The organism is Bradyrhizobium sp. CB2312, from assembly GCF_029714425.1.
Taxonomy (GTDB): domain Bacteria; phylum Pseudomonadota; class Alphaproteobacteria; order Rhizobiales; family Xanthobacteraceae; genus Bradyrhizobium.
This window is the reverse complement of record NZ_CP121668.1, coordinates 7020466-7043376: the sequence shown is the minus strand read 5'-3', so window position 1 is coordinate 7043376 and position 22911 is coordinate 7020466. Positions and strand designations below refer to the sequence as shown.

General features: G+C 64.3%; 17 protein-coding genes and 1 pseudogene. 10 read left to right on the top strand and 8 right to left on the bottom strand.

From position 1 onward, the window contains the following. Positions 1-58: 58 nt before the first annotated feature. The gene (locus QA642_RS34295) at positions 59-838 is read right to left on the bottom strand and encodes an enoyl-CoA hydratase-related protein (protein WP_283080835.1); all 780 of its coding nucleotides are present in this window, start codon (positions 836-838) and stop codon (positions 59-61) included. A gap of 213 nt (positions 839-1051) precedes the next feature. On the opposite strand from QA642_RS34295, the gene QA642_RS34290 reads away from it, so the two are divergent. Further along, positions 1052-2326, top strand: coding sequence for an acyl-CoA dehydrogenase family protein (locus QA642_RS34290; RefSeq protein ID WP_283080834.1), 1275 nt, complete (start codon positions 1052-1054; stop codon positions 2324-2326). A 116-nt stretch (positions 2327-2442) separates the two neighbouring features. Here the strand turns inward: QA642_RS34290 and QA642_RS34285 are convergent, their stop codons facing one another. Together QA642_RS34285 and QA642_RS34280 are read right to left on the bottom strand one after the other, a co-directional pair. Beyond that, positions 2443-4023, bottom strand: coding sequence for a fatty acid--CoA ligase (locus QA642_RS34285; RefSeq protein ID WP_283080833.1), 1581 nt, complete (start codon positions 4021-4023; stop codon positions 2443-2445). Positions 4024-4281: 258 nt separating this feature from the next. After that, the gene (locus QA642_RS34280; protein WP_283080832.1) at positions 4282-5154 is read right to left on the bottom strand and encodes an SDR family oxidoreductase; all 873 of its coding nucleotides are present in this window, start codon (positions 5152-5154) and stop codon (positions 4282-4284) included. 105 nt (positions 5155-5259) lie between these two features. On the opposite strand from QA642_RS34280, the gene QA642_RS34275 reads away from it, so the two are divergent. Next, entirely contained in the window at positions 5260-6069 is an 810-nt protein-coding gene (locus QA642_RS34275; protein WP_283080831.1) for a crotonase/enoyl-CoA hydratase family protein, read from the top strand. Between the two features lie 166 nt (positions 6070-6235). Continuing rightward, the gene (locus QA642_RS34270; protein ID WP_283080830.1) at positions 6236-7780 is read left to right on the top strand and encodes an acyl-CoA synthetase; all 1545 of its coding nucleotides are present in this window, start codon (positions 6236-6238) and stop codon (positions 7778-7780) included. 241 nt (positions 7781-8021) lie between these two features. Here the strand turns inward: QA642_RS34270 and glgX are convergent. Continuing rightward, a pseudogene (glgX, locus tag QA642_RS34265) lies at positions 8022-10139 on the bottom strand (glycogen debranching protein GlgX). Between the two features lie 335 nt (positions 10140-10474). Between glgX and QA642_RS34260 the strand changes: the two are divergent. The 3 genes from QA642_RS34260 (at position 10475) to ppc (ending at position 15008) form a co-directional block, all read left to right on the top strand. Further along, positions 10475-11566: a rhomboid family intramembrane serine protease gene (locus tag QA642_RS34260; RefSeq protein WP_283080829.1), complete on the top strand. Its 1092-nt coding sequence runs from the start codon at positions 10475-10477 to the stop codon at positions 11564-11566. A gap of 49 nt (positions 11567-11615) precedes the next feature. Next, entirely contained in the window at positions 11616-12020 is a 405-nt protein-coding gene (locus QA642_RS34255; RefSeq protein ID WP_235539507.1) for a YccF domain-containing protein, read from the top strand. A 198-nt stretch (positions 12021-12218) separates the two neighbouring features. Further along, positions 12219-15008, top strand: coding sequence for a phosphoenolpyruvate carboxylase (gene ppc, locus QA642_RS34250; protein WP_283080828.1), 2790 nt, complete (start codon positions 12219-12221; stop codon positions 15006-15008). A 131-nt stretch (positions 15009-15139) separates the two neighbouring features. Here the strand turns inward: ppc and QA642_RS34245 are convergent, their stop codons facing one another. The 4 genes from QA642_RS34245 to QA642_RS34230 form a co-directional block, all read right to left on the bottom strand. Continuing rightward, a complete protein-coding gene (locus QA642_RS34245) occupies positions 15140-16252 on the bottom strand; it encodes an SMP-30/gluconolactonase/LRE family protein (RefSeq protein ID WP_283080827.1) in 1113 nt (370 codons plus the stop codon). 129 nt (positions 16253-16381) lie between these two features. Next, entirely contained in the window at positions 16382-17296 is a 915-nt protein-coding gene (locus QA642_RS34240; RefSeq protein ID WP_283080826.1) for an SDR family oxidoreductase, read from the bottom strand. A gap of 158 nt (positions 17297-17454) precedes the next feature. After that, complete coding sequence (locus QA642_RS34235; protein ID WP_283080825.1) at positions 17455-18594, bottom strand: thiolase; 1140 nt, start codon at positions 18592-18594, stop codon at positions 17455-17457. Positions 18595-18597: 3 nt separating this feature from the next. Continuing rightward, entirely contained in the window at positions 18598-19011 is a 414-nt protein-coding gene (locus QA642_RS34230) for a Zn-ribbon domain-containing OB-fold protein (RefSeq protein WP_212369054.1), read from the bottom strand. Positions 19012-19204: 193 nt separating this feature from the next. Between QA642_RS34230 and QA642_RS34225 the strand changes: the two genes are divergently transcribed. The 4 genes from QA642_RS34225 (at position 19205) to alkB (ending at position 22825) form a co-directional block, all read left to right on the top strand. Then, on the top strand, positions 19205-20554 hold the full coding sequence (locus tag QA642_RS34225; protein ID WP_283080824.1) for an amidase: 1350 nt from the start codon (positions 19205-19207) through the stop codon (positions 20552-20554). Beyond that, positions 20547-21233, top strand: a complete 687-nt coding sequence (locus QA642_RS34220; RefSeq protein ID WP_283080823.1) for a DUF2848 domain-containing protein — start codon at positions 20547-20549, stop codon at positions 21231-21233. The genes QA642_RS34225 and QA642_RS34220 overlap by 8 nt, the downstream gene beginning before the upstream one ends. 179 nt (positions 21234-21412) lie before the next feature. Then, entirely contained in the window at positions 21413-22162 is a 750-nt protein-coding gene (locus QA642_RS34215) for a 2OG-Fe(II) oxygenase (protein WP_283080822.1), read from the top strand. Between the two features lie 9 nt (positions 22163-22171). After that, complete coding sequence (gene alkB, locus QA642_RS34210) at positions 22172-22825, top strand: DNA oxidative demethylase AlkB (protein ID WP_283080821.1); 654 nt, start codon at positions 22172-22174, stop codon at positions 22823-22825. Positions 22826-22911: the final 86 nt, after the last annotated feature.

Genomic DNA, 22911 nt, shown 5'->3' with positions numbered 1-22911 from the left:
CGCGGCAAGACGTGGATGGCCGGGACAAGCCCGGCCATGACGCGGAGAGGATTGAACCCTACTTCCCCACCCATTTCGGCGGCCGCTTCTCCGAGAACGCCTTCGGGCCCTCGATGTAATCCTGTGAGGCCGCCATCGCCTGCACGGCTGGATAGTCCCGCTGCTCCGCGATGGCCTGCTCCAGCGACACGCCCAGTCCTCGCTGGATGGCCTGCTTCGACGCGCGGATCGACATCGGCGAGTTCTTGGTGATCATCTCCGCCCAGCGCAGTGCGCCGGCGAGCGCTTCGCCTTGCGGCACCACCTCGTTGACGAAGCCGAGCTCATGGCCTTCCTTGGCGCTGACATGGCGTGCGGTGAGGATCATGCCCATGGCGCGCTTCAGGCCGATCTGGCGCGGCAGCCGGTGCAGGCCGCCGGCAAGCGCAGCAAGGCCGACGCGCGGCTCGGGCAGAGCGAAGGTCGCATTCTCCGCGGCGATGATCAGGTCGCAGGCCAGCGCGATCTCGAAGCCGCCGCCCATCGCGACGCCGTTCACGGCGGCGATGATCGGCTTGTCGCAGTCGAAGCGCGAGGTGAGGCCGGCAAAGCCACCCTTGTCCCAGCCGCGCTTGCCACCCGCCGCCTGCCACTTCAGATCGTTGCCGGCGCAGAACGCCTTGTCGCCGGCGCCGGTGACGACCGCGACCCACTGCGCAGGGTCCGCGGAGAAATCGTCAAACACCTTGTTGAGCTCGAAATGCGCATCGATATGCAGCGCGTTGTAGACCTCGGGCCGCGACAGCGTGACGATCGTGATCGGCCCCTTGCGTTCCACCTTTGAAAACTTCAGCTCCATCGCGCGCTCCCGCATTTTCTTCTGAAGGAATATCGGCGTCATACTACCGTGCCTCAGCGCCTGAGCACCATCGAATTGCGCGGGCGCGCCTTGCGCATCCGGCACGTCTCGCCTTGCTTGACTTGGCAGCGCTCTTCTCACCTTAATCGTACGAAGCAAAAGCGTGCCTAGCGCCTTAACGCAAAACGATAAAATCAATCCGGGAGAGAACCTGTGGATTTCTCACTGCCTGCCGATCTCGTCGCCTATCTCGGAGAGCTCGACCGTTTCATCGACCGCGAGATCAAGCCGCTGGAGGAGGCCGACGACAACATCCGCTTCTTCGACCATCGCCGCGAATGGGCGCGCACCGATTTCGAGAATGGCGGCCTGCCGCGCCACGAATGGGAAGCGCTGCTGCGCAAGGCAAAAGATCTCGCGGATGCCGCCGGTCATCTGCGCTTTCCGGTGCCGAAGCAATATGGCGGCAAGGACGGCTCCAATCTCTGGATGGCCGTGATCCGCGAGCATTTTGCCGCCAAGGGCCTCGGCCTGCACAACGACCTGCAGAACGAGCACTCCATCGTCGGCAACTTCCCGGTCGTCACCATGCTCGACCGCTACGGCCGCGACGACCAGAAGGCGATGATCGACGGTTCGATCAAGGGCAAGTACCGCATCACCTTTGGACTGACCGAGCCGCATCACGGCTCGGATGCCACCCATATGGAGACGCGCGCGGTGCCGGCGACCCGCGACAACGTCAAGGGCTGGATCATCAACGGCGAGAAGATGTGGACCACAGGCATGCACGTCGCCACGCATTGCGCGCTGTTCGCGCGCACCTCGGGCAATGATGGCGATGCCCGCGGCATCACCTGCTTCCTGGTGCCGGCCAAGAGCCACGGCGTGAAGGTCGAGGAATACATGTGGACCTTCAACATGCCGACCGACCATCCCCGCGTCAGCTTCACCGACGTGTTCGTGCCAGAAGACGCGCAGTTCGGTGAGGTCGGCCGCGGCCTGTCGTTGGCGCAGTGCTTTGTCCATCAGAACCGCATCCGCCAGGCGGCGAGCTCGCTTGGCGCGGCCGTCTATTGCATCAACGAGAGCGTCAAATACGCGCGGGAGCGAAAGCCGTTCGGCAAGGCGCTCGCCGAGAACCAGGCGATCCAGTTCCCGCTGGTCGAGCTCGCGACGCAGGCCGAGATGCTGCGCCTTCTGATCCGCAAGACGGCCTGGGAGATGGACCAGCTCACCGAGGAGCAGATCGAGCGCACGCTGTCCGACCGCGTCTCGATGTGCAATTACTGGGCAAACCGCCTCTGCTGCGAATCCGCCGACCGCGCCATGCAGGTTCATGGCGGCATGGGCTACTCACGCCACAAGCCGTTCGAGCACATCTACCGCCACCACCGCCGCTATCGCATCACCGAGGGCAGCGAGGAGATCCAGATGCGGAAAGTGGCGGGGTTCTTGTTCGGCTATATGGGGCCGGGGAAGCACTGAGGCTTGCACCGGTCTCATAGGGTGGGCAAAGCGAAGCGTGCCCACCATCCCTTTGTATACGGAACGAGATGGTGGGCACGGCGCTTCGCGCCTTTGCCCACCTACGGGACCGCAGATCAATTCACCCGCCGATCCTTCCCCGCCCAATACGGCTCGCGCAATTGCCGCCGCAAAATCTTGCCTGACGGATTCCTCGGCAGGGCCGGCAAGAACTCGACGCTCTTGGGCGTCTTGTAGCCGGCGATGCGCTCGCGGGTGAAGTTGATGATGTCGGTGGCGGTGGCGTGCTTGCCCGGCTTCATCACGACGACGGCCTTCACCGCCTCGCCCCATTTGTCGTCGGGCACGCCGATCACCGCGGCCTCGGCGACGTCGGGGTGATCGCACAGTGCGCTCTCGACCTCGGCGGGGTAGATGTTCTCGCCGCCGGAGATAATCATGTCCTTGATGCGGTCGTGGATGTAGAGATAGCCGTCCTCGTCCATATAGCCGGCATCGCCCGTGCGCAGCCAGCCGTCGCCTCGCAGCGTCGCGGCGGTGGCTTCAGGCAGATTCCAGTAACCGGCCATGTTCGAGCCCGAGCGCGTCGCGATCTCGCCGACCTCACGCGGCGGCAGCGGCTTGCCGTCCACGTCGAGGATTGCGATCTCGACGCCCGGCAGTGCCTTGCCGGCCGAGCGCATGCGTTCAAGCCCCTCGACGTGATCCTCCGGCGGCAGCGCGACGATCGTGCCCGTCGTCTCGGTCATGCCGTACATCTGCACGAAGCCGCATTTGAAGACCTCGATGCATTCCTTCAGCAGCGCCGCCGGTATAGGCGAAGCGCCGTAGAGCATGTATTTCAATCGCGAGAAATCGACGGTCTTCGCGCGCGGCTGCCGCACCACGAACTGCATCGCCGCCGGCACCATGAACAGCTTCGTGATGCCCGACTGCTCGAAGAAATCCAAAACCTTGGTCGGATCGAACTCGCGGGCGATCACGCCGCGGGCGCCATGATAGAGCCCCATCACGCCCCAACCGGAGCCGCCGATGTGGAAGATCGGCATCGCCACCAGCGAGACGTCGTCGGTTGACCACCGGTTCCACTCCGGCTTGTCCTCGGCATTGCCGGTTTGGACGAGGTTGAGGAAGTTGGCGTGCGACAGCATCGCGCCCTTCGGCTTGCCTGTGGTGCCCGAGGTGTAGAGCTGGATCGCAATGTCCTTGGTGTCGATCGGCACCTTCGGGTCGTCGCCGTTCTGCGCATCGCGCCACGCTGTAAAATCCTGCCATTCCGGCGCGCCGCCTTCGGTGGTGATGATCGTGCGGACGCCGGGTATCTGGTCCCTGATCTGCCGGACCTGCGCGATGAACTCCGGCCCGACGAACAGCACCGGCGCCTTGCAATCGGCGACGATGAAGGCGACCTCGGGCCCCGCGAGCCGCCAGTTCACCGGCGCCATCACGACGCCCGCCTTCATCGCGCCCATCAGCAGCTCGAAATAGAGGTCGCTGTTCTTGCCGAGATAGGCAATGCGGTCACCCTTCTTCACGCCCATTGCGAGGAGCGCGTTGGCGACCTTGTTGGTCTTGATATCAAATTCGGCAAAGCTGGTGACGCGGCCCTCGAACTCGTAGGCGATGGCATCGCCGCGGCTCGTCGCGCGCTCGCGCACCATGTCGGCGAGGTTCGCCAATGGCTGTGTGGTGGACATGTCTCTCCCGTGGCGTTTTGTTTTTATGCCGGGAGTGTGGCGTCATCTGTGGGTGAAGACAAGATGGGAGCCCCACTGTCGTCCCGGACGAGCGAAGCGAAGATCCGGGACCCATAACCACAGGGAGTGGCTTGGCGAAGACTCGGAGTTGCCTGTCTCGCCCTACAACTCTTCGCTGTGGTTATGGGTCCCTGCTTTCGCAGGGACGACAATTGCGGGTGGGGCGAAAGTGTCAGCCACTTGCAAGCTTTCGCACAATCACCCCCGCTTGGCCCGATCCTTCTCGTTCTGCGCCATGATGCTCTCGCGCGCGGCTTTCCAGTCGTCGTCGCTCCAGTCGCGCAGCTGGTAGAAATTGCCGCCCATCGCGAGCGCCTGCGCGCCGTCCATGGCGATGGTCTCGCCGTTGATCCAGTCGCAGCCGCCGGAGATCAGGAACACCGCGAGGTTCTGCAATTCCTCCATGGTGCCGACGCGGCCCATCGGGTTCATCGCCTTGGTGCGCGCGCCGGCTTCGTCACCAGGCTTGATGCGCTTGCTCATGCCCTCAGTCGGAATCTCGCCCGGCGCGATCGTGTTGAGGCGGATGCCGTAGCGGCCCCATTCGGTCGCGAGCGACATCGTCATGGCATGGATCGCCGACTTGCTCATCGCCGACGGCACCACATAGGGCGAGCCGTTGCGCACCCAAGTCACGGTGATCGAGACGACGTTGCCGGGCTGCTTTAGGGCGATCCAGCGCTTGCCGACCGCTTGGGTCACGTAAAACGTGCCGTGCATGACGATGTTGGCGACCGCATCGAACCCGCGCGGCGATAGCTCCTCGCTGCGCGAGATGAAATTGCCCGCGGCATTGTTGATGAGATCAGTCAGCGGTCCGTCCCGAAAGATATTCTCGATCATCTCCTCGACCGCGAGCGCATTGCGGATGTCGACGCCGTGGCTGGTGACGCGGCCGCCATACTCGGCCATCAACTCGGTCGCAGTCTCGTCGCAGACGATCTTGCGCCGGCCGCAGATGTGCACTTCGGCGCCGAGCTGGAGGAAGCGCGCCGCCATCGACTTGCCGAGCCCGGTGCCGCCGCCGGTCACGAGAATGCGCCGCCCAGCCAGAAGATTTTCCTTGAACATGGCTGTTTCTCCCGTACGGATTGTCAGTTAATTGGTCGATTGACTAAATCTGGCCGCCAGCTTCCTGTAAAGCGGCACTGAACAAGAACAGGGGAGAATTGATCCATGGAAGAGCGCATCTCGATCTCGATCTCGGAAGGGGTTGCCGACGTGCGGCTGGTGCGCGCCGACAAGATGAATGCGCTGGATCAGGCCATGTTCGAGGCCCTTGTCGCGGCAACAGAGCGGCTTTCGAAGGAAAAAGGCCTGCGCGCCGTCGTGCTGTCGGGCGAAGGCCGCGCCTTCTGCGCCGGCCTCGACATGGGGCGTTTTGCCGCCATGAAAGAGAAGGGCGGCAACGGAATTCCGGGTGGCGAAAATCGCGATCTCACCAAGCGGACGCATGGCCAGGCGAACTTTCCGCAACAGGCGGTATGGGGATGGCGTCAGCTTCCGGTTCCAGTGATCGCGGCGGTCCATGGCGTTGCCTTCGGTGGCGGATTTCAGCTTTCGCTCGGCGCCGACATGCGATTTCTCAGCGCAGATGCGCGGATGTCGATCATGGAGATCAAATGGGGCCTCGTCCCCGACATGGCGGGCACGCCGATCCTGGCCTCGCTCGTGCGCGACGACATCCTGCGCGATCTCACCTATACCGGCCGCATCTTCTCCGCGCAGGAAGCGATGACATATGGTCTCGCCACGCGCATTTGTGACGATCCACGCGCTGCGGCACTCGAAGTCGCGCGCGAGATCGCCGGCAAGAGCCCCGATGCGATCCGCGCGGCGAAGCGCCTCTTGAACAATCTCTCGGTCGATCCGGGGCCGGCGCTGCTCGCGGAGTCCGTCGAGCAGCAGAAGCTGATCGGCAGTGCGAACCAGACCGAGGCGGTGCGCTCCAATCTAGAAAAGCGCGCGGCGAAGTTTGCGGATTGAGACTCTCCGTCATGGCCGGGCAAAAGCGCGAAGCGCGTCTTCGCGCTAGATGTCCCGGCCATCCACGTTCTTGATCCAGGCGACGAAGCAGGAACGTGGATCACCGGGACAAGCCCGGTGATGACGACTAACTAAGATCGGCGCACAACAATAAAGAAAAACAATAATGAGCGAAACGTCCCCATTCCTCGGCATCATCTCCGGCGATCGCCGCCGTTCCCACGCCGAGGTCACCAATCGCGCCGATCGCATCGCCTCCGGCCTCGCCAAGATCGGCGTCCGCCAGGGCGATTGCGTCTGCATGCTGATGCGCAACGACATCGCCTTCCTGGAGGCCGCATACGCCGCGATGCGTTTGGGGGCCTATGGCGTGCCGATCAACTGGCACTTCAAGCCCGAGGAGATCAACTACATCCTGAACGACACCGGCACGTCCGTGCTGATCGGGCATGCCGACATGCTGCATGCCCTGCGCGATGCGATTCCCAAAGGCGTCACCGCGCTCAGCGTGCCGACGCCGCCGGAGATCCTGTCCAACTACAAGATCGATCCCGATCATCTGAAGACGCCGGATTTCGCGATCGATTTCGAGCCCTGGCTCGCGCAATTCCAGCCCTATGACGGCCCGGTCGTGCCGCAGCCGATGAACATGATCTACACGTCAGGCACGACAGGCCATCCCAAGGGCGTGCGGCGCAATGCTCCGACGCCGGGGCAGCAGGCCGCCGGCGAACGCATGCGCGCGATGATCTATGGCCTCAAGCCCAATGCCCGCGCGCTGCTGCCGGGGCCGCTCTATCATTCCGCGCCGAATTCGTTCGGCATCCGCGCGGGGAAACTCGGCGGCGCGCTGGTGCTGATGCCGCGCTTCGAGGCCGAAGAATTTCTGGAGCTCATCCAGCGCTACAAGATCGACACCATCTTCATGGTGCCGACCATGTTCATTCGCCTGATGAAGCTGCCGGAAGAGGTGCGCAGGAAGTACGACGTCTCCTCGCTCCGCCACGTCATCCATGCCGCCGCGCCGTGCCCGGCCGACGTCAAGCGCGCCATGATCGAATGGTGGGGGCCGGTGATCTACGAGTTCTACGGTTCGACGGAATCAAGCGCCGTCACCTTCGCAACTTCCGAGGATGCGCTGAAGAAGCCGGGTACGGTCGGCAAGATTTCGCCCGGCGCCGAGCTGCGCTTCATCGGCGAGGACGGCCGCGTGCTCGGCGTCGGCGAGATCGGCGAGATCTATTCCCGCATGGCCGAGCTTGCCGACTTCACCTACCATAACAAGCCGGAGAAGCGCGCCGAGATCGACCGTGGCGGTTTCATCACCTCGGGCGATGTCGGCTATATCGACGCGGACGGTTACGTCTTCATCTGCGACCGCAAGCGCGACATGGTGATCTCGGGCGGCGTCAACATCTATCCGGCCGAGATCGAATCCGTGCTGCATGCCGTGCCGGGCGTGCATGATTGCGCGGTGTTCGGCATCCCCGATGCCGAGTTCGGCGAGGCATTGATGGCGGTGGTGGAACCGCAAGCGGGCGTCACGCTCGATGCCGGCGATGTCCGCGCAAGGCTGAAGACCTCGCTCGCCGATTACAAGGTGCCCAAGCACATCGAGATCCGCAGCGGGCTGCCGCGTGAAGACTCCGGAAAGATCTTCAAGCGCCGCTTGCGCGATCCCTATTGGGAGCAGGCGGGACGGAAGATTTGACATTCGACGAGAATCCGGAGGGTGGGCAAAGCGAAGCGTGCCCACCAAATTCGACTACGGAGACAATGGTGGGCACGGCGCAAGCGCGCCTTTGCCCACCCTACGAGATAACGGATGCGGAAACATTTGTCATGAGCGACGCTGCGAAGGAAGTTCTCTACGCAGTCGCGGACCACATCGCGACCATCACGCTCAAGGTGCCATGAAAGCCTTCATGGACAGGCAAAGCGGATCTGCGCTCCTAAACCAGCTCCCCGCCGACGAACAGCAGGAACGACCGCCCCGGCACCTTGTAGATGCTGTCGAACTCGAACCGGGCGCCTGACCCGCCGTCCCCGACATTGGTATCGAGCAGCAATGACCAGCATGGGCCGGCCGAAGTGTGCGGCAGCTTGAAGTCGACCTCGCCCTCAAAACCGTTGAGGATGATCAGCACGCTGTCGTCCTCGCCGCGGCGCGGGATCGCGGTTTTTCGCGCACGGCCGTCGAGGACGACGCCAAAGCACTTCAGCCAGCCGGTCTGCCAGTCGGCGCTCGACATCTCGCTGCCATTGGCATTGACCCAGACGACGTCGCGGATGTCGAGCTTGGTGTCGTGCGCGCCGGTGAGGAAGCGGCTGCGGCGCAGGATCGGGTAGTCGCGCCGAAGCTCGATCACGCGCTTGCTGAAAGCGAGCAGCTTCTGCGCGTTCTCGCCCATGTTCCAGTCGAACCAGGAGATGTCGCTGTCCTGGCAATAGGCATTGTTGTTGCCTTGCTGGGTGCGGCCGAACTCGTCGCCGCCCAGCAGCATCGGCGTGCCCTGGGAGAGCAGCAGCGTCGCCAGCATGTTGCGTTTCTGCCGTTCGCGCAGCGCAATGACGTTCTTGTTGTCGGTCGGGCCCTCGACGCCGCAGTTCCAGGAGCGGTTGTTGGAATTGCCGTCGCGGTTGCCCTCGCCATTGGCCTCATTGTGCTTGTCGTTGTAGCTCGCCCAGTCGTTCAGCGTGAAACCGTCATGGGCGGTGATGAAATTGACGCTGGCCCAGGAGCGGCGGCCGCCCCAGCGGGCGAAGATGTCGCCGGAGCCGAGCAGCCGCGATGCGAGCGCAGACGGCGGCGCCTCGCCGCGCCAATAGTCGCGCGCGGTGTCGCGAAACCTGTCGTTCCACTCCGCCCAGCCGGGCGGGAAGCCGCCAACCTGGTATCCGCCGGGGCCGCAATCCCAGGGTTCGGCGATCAGCTTGACCGTCGACAGTAGCGGATCCTGGTCCATTGCCTTCAGGAAGCCGCTCTGCTCGTCGAAGCCGTAAACCTCGCGGGCGAGAATGGTGCCGAGATCGAAGCGGAAGCCGTCGATATGCATATGCCCGGCCCAGTAGCGCAGCGAGTCCATCACCATCTGGATCACGCGCGGATGGGAGAGATTGACGGTGTTTCCGGTGCCGGTGTCGTTGATGTAATAGCGCCGCCGGTCCGGCAGCAGGCGGTAGTAGCTCGCATTGTCGATGCCCTTGAAGGACAGCGTCGGCCCGAGCTCGTTGCCTTCGGCGGTGTGGTTGTAGACGACGTCGAGGATCACCTCGAGCCCGGCGCCGTGCAGCTTCGACACCATCTCCTTGAATTCGCGCAGGCTGTTCGGCACGTCGGAGGCGTAGCGCGGATCGGGCGCGAAGAAGCCGATGGTGTTGTAGCCCCAGTAATTGACGAGGTTCTTCTTCAGGAGATTGTCATCATTGATGAAGGAATGGATCGGCAGCAGCTCGATCGAGGTCACGCCGAGCGATGTCAGATGGGCGATCAGCTCCGGCGCGGCGAAGCCGGCATAGGTGCCGCGAAGGTTCTCCGGAACATCGGGGTGCTTCTTCGTGAAGCCTTTGACATGGGTCTCGTAGACGATGGTTTCGTCCCAATGGACGTTCTGCCGCGCCGCCTCGGCCTGCCAGTCGAAATCGGGATCGACCACCACGCATTTCGGCATGAACGGCGCGCTGTCACGCTCGTCGAAGGTGAGGTCGTCGCCGGTCTCCATCTTGTAGCCGAACACGGCCGGGTCCCATGTCAGGCTTCCGGCATGGGCCCGCGCATAGGGATCGAGCAGCAGCTTGTTGGGATTGAAGCGATGACCCGCGTCGGGCTGATAGGGGCCGTAGACGCGGTAGCCGTAGAAGATGCCCGGACCGCACCCGGCGATGTAGCCGTGAAAGACCTAGTCGGTATATTCCGGCAGCTCGAAGCGGTGCGTCTCTCGCTCGCCATCGAACAGGCAGACCTCGACCTTGGTGGCGTTGGCGGAGAACACCGCGAAATTCGTGCCCTTGCCGCTCCAATGGGCACCCAGCGGATCGGGCAGGCCCTCCTCGATGATGAAATCGGACATGTGAATCCCCAAGCCCCAATGGCCGCGACGGCAACGCCAACGCCTGCCGAATGTTTCAAGCGGCGTGCCATTCTGGGCCGTGTGCACGTCAGTTCGATGAAACGCCGGTTTTGATCGAGAAAGAGCCGGCGAGGCCATTCGAGGCAATCGCGCCGAGATCAATGGGTGGCTCGCGAACTCTCGTCGGAGACAATCGACTTCGCCTGTCCCGCCCATGAGCGAGGATGCTGCACGACCCGTATGATATGCACGCGAGACGGTGCACGCAAGGGTGGCAATTGCCGATTGGGTTCGCTACGCTGCGATTTCCATTTGCATCCGATCGCGATTCTTTCATGCCCGCATACCGCAGCAGCCCCGGCTTTTTCGAAATCCCGCACGCCGCCGTCTACGCGGTCATGACCGTGACGGTCCTCGTATCGGGAATCTGCTTCATCCAGGCGGGCGGCCCGTCAGCGCCGGCGGAGCTGCTGTATCGCTACGGCGGCATGTATTCGACCGCAATCGCGCGGCATGAGTATTGGCGGCTCGTCGCCTACGGCTTCCTGCATGTCAATTTCGTTCATCTGACGATGAACATGCTGTGTCTTGTGCTGTGGGGAGGACATCTCGAAAGACGGATCGGGCCGGCCTACTTCCTCATCATCTATCTCTGCGCGATGGTGTTCGGCGCCGTCATCGGCAATGGCATTCATTCCACCCCCTATTTGACCGTCGGAGCGTCCGGCGCCACGTCTGGCATTCTTGGTGCGCTGCTCTGCCTGTGGATCCTCGGCAAGCTCGACGTCAGGTTCGACTTCTTCGCGATCAACATCGGCTTGAACATCGCGTTCGCGCTCAGCAACTCGCGTATCGACTGGGGTGTCCATCTCGGTGGCTTTGCCGCCGGATTGATCGCCTGCGCGGTGCTGGACCTGGTCGAGAAGGCGAATGCCTATGCGCTTCGTTGCAAGTTTCCCGAAGCCGTGAAGGTCAATCTGACGTTGCTCGTCTGCGTCACTGCGCTGTGGACATGGAGCGGTCAGGCCCAGACCGTCGCCGCGGGGGCTTCCGGATGGGGGCTGATGATCATCGTCGCGCTCGCATGCTGCGCCGTCGTGAAGTTGGTTGATCTCGCACTCTCCATGACGAAGGGTCTCGCGATCGTCGTGGGGGCCCTGGCCGGAGCGAACGCCGCCGCCGTGATGCTTTGCGGTTGGGCACTGTCATTTTCTTGCACACCGCGCTGGCCAACTGGATCCGTTCCGCTCGACAATTTTCTCGTCATATTCTGCCCGAATCCGCTTCTCATCTCGGGATTGGGCGCGATTGGCGCTGTCGCGCTGACGCTTTGGCTCTGCGCGAAGGATATTTCGCGAGGGATCGAAGATGTTGGGTTTGTCGGCACGTCGCTGCGGGCCGAACGCAGCCGGCGTCATGGACTATGACCTCGGGCATCGTGTTATAGTGAGGGATCACTGACCCGCGGATCGTCCCATGTCCCCCGTTTCCATCCTGCTCAACATTCTCTGGATTCTCATCGGCGGCGCCTGGATGGCGTTCGGCTGGCTGGTGGCTGCGGTCATCATGGCCGTCACCATCATCGGCCTGCCCTGGGCGCGGGCGGCGTTCAACATCGCCGTCTACACGCTGCTGCCGTTCGGCTCGCGCGCGGTCAGCCGCTACGAGGTCACCGGCGAGAGCGATATCGGCACCGGCCCGCTCGGGGTGATCGGCAACATCATCTGGTTCGTGCTCGCCGGCTGGTGGCTGGCGCTCGGCCACCTCGTGACCGCGCTGGTGCTCGCGATCACCATCATCGGCATCCCCTTCGCCTGGGCCCATCTGAAGCTCGCCGGCATCGCGCTCTGGCCGATCGGCAAGGTGATCGTGCCGGCATAGGCATGATCCGGAAAAGTGCGAAGCGGTTTTCCGAAAAGATCATGCCTAAACAACAACCTAGAGCGCGAGGACGATTGTCTTCGCGCTCTAGCCCCCTGGGTGTGCGCCGCCCCCAACTTCGTCTTGCGCTGCGGCAAAAAACTTGCACACTCGGTCGGCCGGGGAGCCATACGGAGCTCTACTCAGGGGAGCGAGCCAATGTCCCTCCAGACCATACCATCCGACGCGCCTGATCACCGCTCCAACCGCCCCGAGGACGTTCAGGTCACGGAAGCGGAAGCGCGGCTGCGCGACGACATTCGCCTGCTCGGGCGCATCCTGGGCGACACCGTGCGCGACCAGGAGGGCGCCGACGTGTTCGACCTGGTCGAGCGCATCCGGCAGACCTCGATCCGGTTCCACCGCGACGAGGACCGGCTCGCCCGCCGCGAGCTCGAGCAGATCCTCGACAGCATGTCGACCTCCGAGACGGTGCGGATCGTTCGCGCCTTCAGCTATTTCTCCCATCTCGCCAACATCGCCGAGGACCAGAACAACATCCGCCAGATGCGTGCCGGCAAGGGCGGCGGCTCCGGTGTGCTGGCGGAGGCCCTGGCCAAGGCCAAGGCCGCGGGCATCAACTCCGATACCTTGCGCGGCTTCTTCAGGACCGCGCTGGTCAGCCCGGTCCTGACCGCGCACCCGACCGAGGTCCGCCGCAAGAGCACCATGGACCGCGAGATGGAGGTCGCCGCGCTGCTCGACCGCCGCGAGCGTGTCGCGCTGACCGCGGACGAGGCCGCCGCCAGCGACGAGCAGCTGCGCCGCGAGGTGCTGACGCTGTGGCAGACCAATCTGCTCCGCCGCACCAAGCTCACCGTGCTCGACGAGGTCGCCAACGGCCTGTCGTTCTACGACTACACCTTCCTGCGCGAGGTGCCGCGGCTGGTCAACGTGCTGGAGGACCGGCTGGAGGAGGGCGGCGAGGCGGCAGCACACGAGCTCGCCTCGTTCCTGCGCATGGGGAGCTGGATCGGCGGCGACCGCGACGGCAATCCCTTCGTCACCGCCGACGTCATGCGCGGCACGCTGCGGCTGCAGTCGAGCCGGGTGATGCAGTTCTACCTCGAAGAGCTGCACGTGCTCGGCTCGGAACTGTCGATCGCGGCGCATCTCGCCGACGTCTCCGAGGAGCTGCGCACGCTGGCGGAGCGATCGCCCGACACCTCGCCGCATCGGAGCGGCGAGCCTTATCGGCTCGCGGTCTCCGGCATCTATGCCCGTCTCACCGCAACGGCGGAAAAGCTCGAGGTCGAGATCACGCGCCGGCCGGTCGGCAAGGGGAAGCCTTACGAGAGCGTCAGGGAATTGCAGGCCGATCTCGACGTGCTGCACCGCTCGCTGATCTCCAACAATGCCCGCGTCATTGCCCGCGGCCGGCTGCGGTTGCTCCGCCGCGCGGTGGACTGTTTCGGCTTTCATCTGGCGCGGCTCGACATCCGCCAGAATTCGGCGGTGCACGAGCGCACCATCGCCGAGCTGATGGATGCCGCCAATCCCGGCATGTCCTATCTCGCGCTCGGCGAGGACGCGCGCATCTCGCTGCTCACCAACGAGCTGCGCTCGACGCGCGCGCTGGTCTCGCCGTTCGTGAAGTACAGCGACGAGACCATGGGCGAGCTCAACGTCTTCCATGCCGCAGCCGAAGCGCATGCGAAGTTCGGCTCGGATGCGATCCCCCAGTGCATCATCTCGATGTGCAAGGGCATGTCCGACATGCTCGAGGTCGCGGTGCTCTTGAAGGAAGTGGGCCTCGTCCATCCCTCCGGGCGCAGCGCCATCAACATCGTGCCGCTGTTCGAGACCATCGAGGATCTGCAGGCTTCATCCGGCATCATGGACCGCATGCTGTCGCTGCACGATTACCGCCGCCTCGTCGACAGCCGCGGCAGCGTGCAGGAGGTCATGCTCGGCTACTCCGACAGCAACAAGGACGGCGGCTTCGTCACCTCGGGCTGGGAGCTCTACAAGGCCGAGATCGGTCTCGTCGAGGTGTTCGAGCGCCATCACGTAAGGCTGCGCCTGTTCCACGGCCGCGGCGGCTCGGTCGGCCGCGGCGGCGGGCCGAGCTATGACGCCATCATCGCGCAGCCTGGCGGCGCGGTGAATGGCCAGATCCGCATCACCGAGCAGGGCGAGATCATCTCGTCGAAATATTCCAACGCCGAGGTCGGCCGCAACAATCTGGAGATCCTCGCCGCCGCCACGCTGGATGCGAGCCTGCTTCAGCCGCGCCAGAGCGCGCCGCGCCGCGAATATCTCGCCGCGATGGACGAGCTGTCCAACCTTGCGTTTAGGGCTTATCGCGGCCTCGTCTACGAGACCGACGGCTTCGTCGATTACTTCTGGGCCTCGACGGTCATCAACGAGATCGCGACGCTGAACATCGGCAGCCGTCCGGCCTCGCGCAAGAAGACCCGCGCGATCGAAGACCTGCGCGCCATTCCCTGGGTGTTTTCCTGGGCGCAATGCCGCCTGATGCTGCCGGGCTGGTACGGCTTTGGCAGCGCGGTCGAGCAGTGGATCGCGGCGCATCCGCAGCAGGGCATGCCGTTCCTGAAAGAGCTCTACAAGGAATGGCCGTTCTTCCGCATGCTGCTGTCGAACATGGACATGGTGCTGGCCAAGAGTTCGATTGCGATCGCCTCGCGCTATGCCGAGCTGGTGCCGGACGAGGCCTTGCGCGAAAAAATCTTCGGCCGCATCCGCCGCGAATGGCATTCCTGCATCGAGACGCTGCTCGACATCATGGGGCAGGACCGCCTGCTGCAAGGCAATCCGCTGCTGGAGCGCTCGGTGCGCCACCGCTTCCCCTATCTCGATCCGCTCAACCACGTGCAGGTCGAGCTGTTGAAAGAGCACCGCGCGCAGAACCCGGACGAGCAGGTGCTGCGCGGGATTCAGCTGACGATCAACGGCATCTCGGCGGGGTTGAGGAATACGGGGTAGGGGCGACGCTGCCGCCACACACTCAGCCGTCATGCCCGGGCTTGTCCCGGCCATGACGGCTTCCCTCGCTTGCGCTACCACGTGGATGGCCGGGTCAAGCCCGGCCATGACGCGTGGTGAGAGCGTAGCACTCAACAGAAATGCGCGCCCTGCGTCTCCACATAGACCGAATACAGCGACTGGCTCGCGGTCATGAACAGGCGGTTGCGCTTCTTGCCGCCGAAGCAGAGGTTGGCGCAGGTCTCCGGCAGCAGGATCTGCCCGATCCGCGCGCCGTCGGCGCCCGAGAACACCTGCACGCCGTCATAGCCGGGGCCAACCCAGCCGGCGCCAACCCAGATATTGCCCTCGGTGTCGACGCGCAATCCATCGGGGAAGCCTGACTTGCCCTCGAGCTTCATGTCGATCAGCTTCTTCGGGTTCGACAGTTTCGGCCCGTCGATGTCGTAGGACCACACCACGTTCTCGGCTTGCGGATAATGCGTGATGCCGGTGTCGCAGACATAGAGCTTCTTGTAGTCGTGAGAGAACGCGATGCCGTTCGGCTTGAACGGCTCGTCGGCGACCTTCGCGACCTGTCCCGTCTGTGCGTCCAGCCGGTAGACCGCTTCCTTCTGGTAGGGCTGCAGCGAGCCTGTGTTGGCGAGCTTGCCCTCGTAGATGCTGATCGCGCCATAGCCGGGATCAGTGAACCAGATCGCCTTGTCGTTGGGATGCACGACCATGTCGTTCGGCCCGTTCAGTGGCTTGCCGCCCGCCTGCTCGGCCAACGTCGTCACCGCGCCGTCGTGCTCGTAGCGGACGAGACGGGTCCGCTCGGCGGTGATCTGGCGTCCCTCGGTGTCGAACGAGTTGCCGTTGGCCTCGTTCGACGGCTTGTGGAACTGCTCGGAGATATGGCCGTCGTCGTCGAGATAGCGCAGCTGCCGATTGGCCGGAATGTCGCTCCAGACGAGATATTGTCCCTGCGCATTCCACGCCGGTCCTTCCGCCCACAGGCAGCCAGTGTAGAGCCGCTTGATCGTGGTGTTGCCGACCTTGGCCTTGAAGCGCTTGGGATCGATGACGAGGATGTCAGGGTCGGGGTAGCGCTGCGGCTCGGCATTGGCGCCGAAGTCGCGGGCGTCGGCCTTCGTGGCGAGCAGGCTGATTGCGGCGACAGTTGCCGCGCCCTTGAGGAGCGTACGGCGGCCGAGACCGCCGGTTGCTGTCGTGTCGTCGGAGTTGGTCAGTATTCTTGTCATGGTTTCCTCCCAAAGTTTGTTGGGAGGACACCATTCGCCCGCATTCAGGCATAAAGCGGGGCGATCTCCGGACCAGACAACCAGAGACCGCAGCGCAGGGATGCCAAAAATGTGGCTAGACGGGAATCCCTACACGGGGTCCCAGGGGAAGATGTCGGCCGAACGATCGAGCTTGTAGAACGATCCCTTCAGCGCCGGCATGCCGTGTTCCGCAATCGACTGCGGCGTCCAGCCCTCGCTCCGGTGCACCGAGCGCAGCGGGCGGTTCTGGCTGAACAGGAACAGCTCGTTCATGCGCGCGCCGAAGATCTGCCCGGTGACGTCCTTGGCGGCGTCGGAGAGCAGATAAGCGCAGATCGGCGCGATCTTCTCCGGCCCCATCTGCTTGATCTTCTCGACACGGGCCTTCTCGGCCTCGGTCTCGGTCGGGATGGTGCCGATCATGCGCGTCCAGGCGAACGGCGAGACGCAGTTGGAGCGGACGTTGAAGCGCCCCATGTCGAGCGCGATCGATTTCGATAGCCCGATGATGCCGAGCTTGGCGGCGGCGTAATTCGCCTGGCCAAAGTTGCCGATCAGGCCCGAGGTCGAGGTAAAGTGGACGAAGGAGCCGCTCTCCTGCTCGCGGAAGATGCGCGCCGCGGCGTGGCTGACGTAGAACGAGCCCATCAGATGCACCTTGATGACGGCCTCGAACGCTTCCACGCTCATCTTGTGGAAGATCATGTCGCGCAAAATGCCGGCATTGTTGACGACGCCGTCGAGCTTGCCGAAGGCATCGGTCGCAGTCTTCACGATCTTGCTGGCAGGGATCGCTTCGGCCACCGACTCGAAATTGGCGACGGCCGTGCCGCCGCGCTTCTTGATCTCCTCCACCACTTCTTCCGCGGGCGTGGCGCTGGTGCCCGCGCCGTCAGCGGCCCCGCCGGGATCGTTGACGACGACCTTGGCGCCTTCGGCAGCACAGAGCAGCGCGATCTCGCGCCCGATGCCGCGGCCTGCGCCGGTGACGATGATGACCTTGTCCTGAAGTGATTTGCTCATGTGGGTTCTCCGCTATGCGTTCCAAATTCCGCCGTCATTCCGGGGCGCGCCTCTTGGCGCGAGCCCGGAATCCATAACCACCATCGGGGGTATGGATTCTCAGATGCGCAATTGCGCATCATAGCTCGTCGCTTCGCGCCGCCCCGGAATGACAGCAATTACCTCTCGTTCGTAAACACGATCGTGCCACTCGCCGCGAACATGCCGCCGACGCCGTGGCACACGGAAATCTTCGCATTCGGCACCTGTGCCGGCGCGATGCCGCGCATCTGCCGCACGCTCTCCTGAAGCGCGTACATGCCGTACATGCCCGAATGCATGTAGGAGAGGCCGCCGCCATTGGTGTTGAGCGGCAGCTTGCCGCCGGGCCGCGTGTTGCCCTCCGCGATGAACCTGCCTGTCTCCTCATACGGCATGAAGCCGAGATCACCGAGGCCGAACAGCGGCAGATGCGCAAACGCGTCGTAGATCATGAGATGATCGACGTCCTTGTGTGCGATGCCGGCCTCCCTGAACGCCAGCGGACCCGCGGTCTTGAACGCGCGGGAGGAGTTGAACGTCTCCATCTGGCTGACCATCGGCGTTTCCACGCTCTCGCCGGTGCCCATGATGTAGACCGGCTTCCTCGGAAAATCCCTGGCGCGGTCGGCCGAGGTCAGGATCAGCGCGCCGCCGCCATCGGTAACGAGGCAGCACTGAAGCAAGCGGAACGGATAGGCGATCATGCGCGAATTGAGGACGTCGGCAACCGTGATCGGGTCCTTCATCATCGCCCGCGGATTCTTCGCCGCCCATTCGCGCTGCACCACCGCCACCGAGGCGAGCTGCTCATGCGTGATGCCGTAGGTCTTCATGAAGCGCAGCACGGGGATCGGGAACATGCTGGGCGGTCCGTAGACGCCATAGGGCACCTCGAACTGGCCATTGAGGCTGTCCGCCGGCGTCGAGCGCGGCAATTTACCGATCATGGACTTGCCGCTCTCCGCATGCGTGATCAGCACGGTCTTGCAGAGACCAGCCTCGATCGCCGCCGCGGCATGGCGGACGTGCAGCATGAACGAGCAGCCGCCGACCGAGGTGCCGTCCACCCAGGTCGGCTTGATGCCGAGATAGTGGCAGACCTGCTGCGGTGTTTCGACCGCGGTGGCGAAACCGTCGATGTCGGACAGTTTCAGGCCGGCATCCGCGATGGCATTGAGCGCCGCATCCGCGTGGAGCTGGAGCTGCGAGGCATTGGGGATGATTCCGAGCTCGGTGGTCTCGGCCGCGCCGACGACGGCAACCTGGTTCGTGCGCATGGTCTACCCCTTCGCCGGACGGAAGACGGGGAGGGTGATTTTGTCGTCGAGCTCCTGGAAAGCGACTTCGAGCTTCATGTCGAGCTCGAGCGCCTCCGGGGTCTGCGGGCAGTCGATGATGTTGCTCATCATCCGTGGGCCCTCGTCGAGCTCGACCACCGCAATCGCGTAGGGCGGCGTGAAGCCGGGCGCGGCGGGCCGGTGGTTGATCACGTAGCTGTAGAGGAAACCCTTGCCACTCGCCTTGAAGATGCTGACCTTGCGCGAGGCGCAGGAGGGGCAGAACGGGCGCGGCGGGAAGTAGACATGCGCGCAGGCATCGCAGCGTTGCAGCCGCAATTCGCCCGCTTTCGCGCCGTCCCAGAAATGCTGGGTTTCCGGCGTCGGTTTCGGTCGCGCGCGCTGCGGTTCGGCCATCTCGGAACGCCCTCCCAGGACTTCTTTTGACAAGGGGCAGGCTTGACGCCCGCCCGTTTCGATCTTGATGCGACAATCGACCATCGTGCGTCAACGGTCCAGCAATGCGCATGCATGCCATCATGCGCACAATGCTTGTGTCGAACTGAGGCAGCGCTATAGATTGCGCGCGCCAATATTCCGTGAGACAGACATGCCCGATTTTCCGACACTGGCGAAACTGGCCGAAGACCTTGAAAGCGGCCGCACCACCTCCCGCAAGCTGGTGGAGGCGTGCATCGCCAGGATCGCCGACCCCGCCGGTGAAGGCCAGCGCGCCTTCATCCATGTCGACAAGGACGCCGCGCTCGCGACCGCGGATGCGATGGATGCCCTGCGCAGGGTCAAGGCGGCGCCGTCGCCCTATGCGGGTATCCCGGTCTCGATCAAGGACCTCTTCGATATCAGGGGGCAGACGACGCGCGCCGGCTCTCGCGCGCTCGACGATTCCGATCCAGCGGAGCACGATGCGCCGGCGGTTGCGCGGCTGCGCCACGCCGGCTTCGTCGTGATCGGGCGGACCAACATGACCGAGTTCGCCTATTCCGGCATCGGCATCAATCCGCATTACGGCACGCCGAAAGGCGCCTGGAACCGCGCCGAGGGCCATGTGCCCGGCGGCTCGTCCTCGGGCGCCGCGGTCTCGGTGCTCGACGGCATGGCGCATGGCGCGCTCGGCACCGACACCGGCGGCTCCTGCCGCATTCCGGCCGCCTATAACGGCATCGTCGGCTACAAGCCGACGCAGCGCCGCGTGCCGCTCGACGGCTCGGTGCCGCTGTCGTTCTCGCTCGACAGCATCGGGCCCTTGGCGCGATCGGTCAGCTGCTGTGCCATTCTCGACGCGGTGCTGGCGAACGAGCCGATCGTTCCGCTGAAGCCGCGTCCCGTGAAGGGCATGCGGCTCGCGGTGCCCACCACGATCGCGCTCGACGATCTCGATGCGGCGGTCGCCGAGACCTTCGAGCGCGCGCTGAAGACGCTTGCCGACCACGGCGCCGCGATCGAGCGCATCGAGATGACGGAGTTCCACGATATCGGTCCGATGAACGCGAAGGGCGGCTTTGCCGCCGCGGAAAGCTACGCCTGGCATCGCTATCTCATCACCGCCAAGGGCGACGTCTACGATCCGCGCGTGTCGGTGCGCATCATGCGCGGCGAGGCGCAGAGCGCGGCAAACTACATCGATCTCCTGAACGAGCGCCGCTCGCTGATCGCCCGCGTCAACGGGCGCATCGCGCCCTATGACGCCCTGGTGCTGCCGACCACCGCCAACACGCCGCCGAAGATTTCCGACTTGGCCGACGACAAGGCGTTCACCACGCAAAATCTGCGTGCGCTGCGCAATTGCACCCTGATCAACATGATCGACGGCTGCGCCATCTCGTTGCCCGCGCACCGCGAGGGCGACGTTCCCGTCGGCTTGATGCTCGCGGGGGCGGGCGGCTCGGACCGCCGCATCTTTGAACTTGCTGCCGGCATGGAGGCTGTCATTCGTGTTTGATCTCACTTTCACCGTCGATGCCCAGGACACCACCACGCCGCTGACGCTCGCGATCGACCAGATGGTCATCGCCGGCTGGACCGGCCGCGACCCCGTTGCGCGCGACAAGCACATCGCCGAGCTGCAAGAGATGGGCATCGCTCCGCCGGCCTCGACGCCGATCTACTACCGCGCCTCCGCGCGCCGGCTGACCCAGGAAGACAGCATCGAATGCTGCGGCGGGGACTCCTCCGGCGAGGTCGAGTTCGTGCTGATCGGCTGGCAGGGCCGCATCTTCGTCGGCTGCGGTTCCGACCACACCGACCGCAAGGTCGAGGCCTACAACGTCACGGTGTCCAAGCAGATGTGCGACAAGCCGGTCGCCTCCACGCTGTGGGAGCTCGAGGATGTCATCGGTCACTGGGACAAGATGATCCTGCGCTCCTACGCCACGATCAAGGGCGAGCGCGTGCTCTACCAGGAGGGCACGCTGGACGCGATGCTGCCCGTCACTGATCTCATCGCGCGAGGTTTCGAGGGCGGCAAGTTCCCCGACGGCTGCGCCATGTTCGGCGGCACCTTTGCCGCCAAGGGCGGCATCCGCCCGGCGGACCGCTTCGACTTCGAGTTGGAAGACCCCGTGCTGAAGCGGACGATCAGGCACGGCTACGACGTGGTGACGCTGCCGGTGAGGGGCTAGTTCTCTCCGTCGTCATTGCGAGCGGGACTCTCTCCGCGTCATTGCGAGGAGCGAAGCGACGAAGCAATCCAGGTTCCCTCCGCGGAGACACTCTGGATTGCTTCGCTTCGCTCGCAATGACGGGAAAGTAATCGGAAATCGGGTGGCTGCAGAGGGGACGCATTGCGAAAGTCGCAGCCATGACAGCAACAGCACGCAAAACGTCTCGTTCGCCGCCCTCCGCCGACCCAGCCGCCCACGTCGACACCCTCGACTGGCCGCAAATCACCGCCGAGCTCGACGCCCAGGGCTGCGCCGTCCTCAAGGGCCTGCTGACGCCGGACCAATGCCGCGCCATCGCCACCCTCTATCCCGATGACGCGCACTTCCGCAGCCGCATCGTCATGGGCCGCCACGGCTTTGGCCGCGGCGAGTACAAATATTTCTCCTATCCGCTGCCCGATCTGATCGCGCAGCTGCGTCCGGCGCTTTACGCGCATCTTCAAGCCGTCGCCAATCGCTGGAACGAGGCGATGGGGATCGACATCCGTTATCCCCAGGCGCACGCGGCGTTCCTGAAGCGCTGCCATGAGTCGGGCCAGTCACGGCCGACGCCGCTGCTGCTGCAATATGAAGCCGGCGACTTCAATTGCCTGCACCAGGACCTCTATGGCGAGCATGTGTTCCCGGTCCAGGTCGCGATCCTCTTGTCCGAGCCCGGCCGCGACTTCAGCGGCGGCGAGTTCGTGCTGACCGAGCAGCGGCCGCGCATGCAGTCGCGTGCCGAGGTGGTTCCGCTCATGCAGGGTGATGCGGTCGCCTTTGCCGTGCATCACCGCCCGGTACAGGGGACACGCGGCACCTACCGCGTTAACATGCGCCATGGCGTCAGCCGGATTCGCTCTGGTCAGCGCCACACGCTGGGTGTGATCTTTCACGATGCCAAATGAGCGCTGCGATTGACGGCTGATCTGTTCGACAACGTTGCCGAGGCGCAGCCGTCGCGCGAGGACATCGCCGACGGCGCCGTGCTGCTGCGCGGCTTCGTCAAGCCGATCGAGCGCGAGCTGATCGACGCGGTGCGTGCCATCGTGGCGCAGTCGCCGTTCCGGCGGATGACGACGCCGGGCGGCCATCTGATGTCGGTCGCGATGACCAATTGCGGCGAGCGCGGCTGGATCACCGATCACACCGGCTATCGCTATGATCCGATCGACCCGCGAACCGGCGCGCCCTGGCCGGCGATGCCGCAAGTGCTCCGTGATCTCGCCCGCAACGCGGCGGAGCAGGGCAGCTTCCAGAACTTCGCGCCCGATGCGTGCCTCGTCAATCGCTACGAGCCCGGCACGCGGCTCTCGCTGCATCAGGACAAGGACGAGCTGGATTATTCGGCGCCGATCGTCTCGGTCTCGCTCGGCTTGCCCGCGACCTTCCTGTTCGGCGGCCTCGCGCGCAGCGACAAGCCGCGCCGCTTCCGCCTCGTGCATGGCGATGTCGTGGTCTGGGGCGGCCCGTCCAGGCTCGCCTATCACGGCGTCGCACCCCTGGCCGAGGGCGAGCACGCGCTGCTCGGGCGGAAGCGGATCAATTTGACGTTTCGCAGGACGCGGTGATCTTCCTTCTCCCCTTGTGGGAGAAGGTGCCTTCCCGAAGGGAAGGCGGATGAGGGGACTCCATCCGCGGAGACAGACCCCTCATC